Annotated in this window: 3 protein-coding genes; all 3 read left to right on the forward strand. The window is 42.6% G+C overall.

The genetic code is table 11. The annotated features are described in order from the left end of the window. Nucleotides 1-213 precede the first annotated feature (213 nt). The 3 genes from JV36_RS0109920 (at nt 214) to JV36_RS0109935 (ending at nt 2,641) form a co-directional block, all read left to right on the forward strand. Nucleotides 214-678, forward strand: a complete 465-nt coding sequence (locus JV36_RS0109920; protein ID WP_032096111.1) for a DUF4262 domain-containing protein — start codon at nt 214-216, stop codon at nt 676-678. 931 nt (nt 679-1,609) lie between these two features. Continuing rightward, complete coding sequence (locus tag JV36_RS0109930; protein ID WP_032096109.1) at nt 1,610-2,122, forward strand: hypothetical protein; 513 nt, start codon at nt 1,610-1,612, stop codon at nt 2,120-2,122. Between the two features lie 123 nt (nt 2,123-2,245). After that, nucleotides 2,246-2,641 carry a DUF6228 family protein gene (locus JV36_RS0109935; RefSeq protein ID WP_032096110.1) on the forward strand — a complete coding sequence of 132 codons (396 nt, stop codon included), beginning with the start codon at nt 2,246-2,248 and terminating at the stop codon, nt 2,639-2,641. Nucleotides 2,642-3,107 lie beyond the last annotated feature (466 nt).

Below are 3,107 nucleotides of genomic sequence, written 5' to 3' on the forward strand. Positions count from 1 at the left end.
GCTGGCTTGGATACTTGCCACTCTTTTTGTTAGTTGGCTAAGCTTCATAATTTACTTGCTATTGGCACCACTAAAGCCGAACGACAAGTAGTATTTCTTATAACAAGTGCATTAACAAGGACAAAAAAACAGTTGGCTTTTGCTCCTTCGTCGCTAATTTTAGCCAACAATTTTTTGCCTGTTATACATGCGTTATATTTCACGGAGATTTTAGTGGACGAAAGGGATGAGAAGGCACTGAGTGACATCGAAGAATTTGGATGTCACGTATTAAAAGTTATGGAAGGAGATGGAGAACCCTGCTTTAGCTATTCGATTGGAATCAACGAGCAACAAAGCAAACCGGATTTAATTATTGTCGGTCTCAAGCTTGATTTGGCTCACTCTGTTATTAATAACTATAAAAATCGGCTGCTTGCAGGTGAAATCTTTGAACCCGGTAAATACTATTCTGATTTTCTTGGTGGTTTTGATGTTTGTTTTATAAAAGTGGACAAATCACATTACGAAGAATATTTAGGCTGGGGACTGTGGCTACATGATGGTGATGATTTTGATATGTTACAAATGATATGGCCAACAACTGATGGTTTTTGGCCTTGGTTTGATGACAGATCAGAATATTATAGGTGGGCACAACCCGTTTTAAATGAGACCGGAGCGCTAAGTGAAATATAACAAAACGCTGTTGGCACTCCCTTCGGTCGTTGGGACGCAAACACGGGGCCGCTTCGCGATTATAGCCCCGTGCCTGCGCCCCAAAGCTTAGCGTTAGGCGTCATTTACTTACAGCATAAAAAAGTGGGTTTAACCGTGACATTCCTACATCAAGGTTGTTTCGCTAGGTTGTCTTTACAGCGTGCTTTTTCGGTAGTTTCAACGGCTTTAGCAACGCGCTTTTCATCAACATCGAAACGCCAACACTCAGCATCGCTAGCTTTCTAAACTCGCTCTTTTACCCAGCAATGTCGTTAACATCTGGTATTTCGCACAGGGTTGTTTTATCTTGAATTCAATAATTTAAACACGCGGTTTATTTGGCTAGTGTTGGCAGCAAAGCTGCGTACTTTCAGTTGTACGCCTAACAAAACGCTGTTGGCACTCCCTCCGGTCGCTGGGACGCTAACACGTGGGCCGCTTCGCGATTATAGCCCCATGTTAGCGCCCCAAAGCTTAGTGTTAGAAGGCGTCAGCCTAAACTGCGTTTCGCTTAATAAAAAAACCAGTTCAACCACCCTCACCTGTTGTTTCAAAAATCGCTCTGGCTTTTGGTGGTTTTAACTTCGCCGCACTAAATTCAAAGGTTGCGCATTAGGCGCTTTATCGCCAAGTTCTTATTCAACGTCAGCAAGCGCCAATGCGTCCGACAGTTCAAATGGCGGCTTGCTTCAGTCAAATCAAAAACATCACTGCACTGGCATTTCGCTTGTTTGTGTTAACAATCAATCGTATGCTGACTTCATTAGTTTTTAATTAGGCCAAAGGAATAGGCTTCCCTTCTAACAAGGCGCTTAAGTCACTCCCTTCGGTCGTTCGGACGCATTTACGCGGGGCGGCTTCGCCATTATGCCCCACGCAACTGCGCCGCTTAGCTTAAAGTTAGCCACTTATGTATAGAATGGATGTTGTGCGAACAATCAGGAATGAGAAACTTACTTTAGAAACCCCGTGGCTTCTGAAGCATTTTCACATTTTCTTTCAAGCGTTTTTCAATAGTCTTCCTTTTGTTCTTATTAGCATAATAATTACAGAGGCTTTGCAGCCATATATACAAAACCACCTTGCTCTTTCCTGTCTTTTGATTGTTAGTCTTGTGGTTGGCTATCTTTTGGTAAGAAAGCAGTATTCGCCAACCATTATATTAGGGACAACTCACGAACAATTCCTACAAGCTGTAATGCCTACTCTTAAAGAATATGGCTTTAACATTATCCAAAACAACGAGAAGTTATTATTCGCATCTTGTACTGCCAATCGCACACTAATCTCCGATAACTTTTATGTTGCTTATACACAAAATGCTATTTTTGTTTTTTGTATTTGCGAATTACCTTTCCCATTTTCGTTTATAAAAGCAAAGGCAGTTCTTGCATCTATTACATCAAGGTGTAAAAGTGGCTAACAAACGCATTAACCACTCGCTGCGCTCGCTAGGGACAAAAACACGTAGGCTCCCTGCGCTTCGCTTGGTATTGTAGCCTACGTTTTTTTGCCCGTTATGCGGGCGTTAGGTGCTTCAGGGTAAATGGAATTTTCAATAGTCTCATCAATATCAAATAATTCATTAAGATTCTCTTCCCTTGAGCCTGAGTACGTTACTGTCGATTTGTCTGGTGTTGTTTCAGCATCGGTGCGAGTTTGCACCTATACCGATGAAAACGGCATTTCTAACTGGTTAAATAAACTCGCTTCATTTTCTAAACCGTGGAAATCAGTAATCGAATGGCAGTCGCTAGAAAGCCAGTTTAGTATTTCTGCTACTTGTTCGTCTTTGGGCGAGGTTCGGCTTTCATTTCAGCTCAGCGATATGCATGGACACCCTGAGGAGTGGCACGTAACTTCAAGTATCTTAACTGATTTTGGTCAGTTGCCAGTTTTAGCAAAGCAAGCGGAGCGTTTTTTCAACCATGCACGCACCTAACAAAAAAATTATGTCGCCCGCAGGCGGGCTGGGACACAAACAAGCAGGCGGCTTCGCCATTGTAGCCTGCCTGTTTGTGCCCCATATTTAAAAGTTATGAGGCAGGACAAGAGCAAGAGAAGGTTAGAAACATATTTCGTTAATCAACCACGAGGGTGTAAAAACTAGCCTGAAGATCGGTTGAGTGAAAATTGTGCACATGCTAGCCTCTGAGCTTCAGCGTTTCCGTTTAAGACGCGGCTTGAAAAGGAAACGCTGAAGCTCAGAGGTAAGGTAAACAATTTAACTCGCTTTTACCGTACTCAAGGATGTATTTCACCAACTCTAGGCATTAACCTATTTGTCTTCGACCTACTGTTCTTTCCCTGCCATCATAACAAACGTGATCAAGCGGAAACGCCTAGTTAAGCTTGGTTTTGTTATAGTTAGAGCCCGTGCTAGGCGTTTCCGCTTATCACCAGTGTTA

Source organism: Alteromonas sp. LOR (genome assembly GCF_000753865.1).
In the GTDB taxonomy this organism is placed as follows: Bacteria; Pseudomonadota; Gammaproteobacteria; order Enterobacterales; family Alteromonadaceae; genus Alteromonas.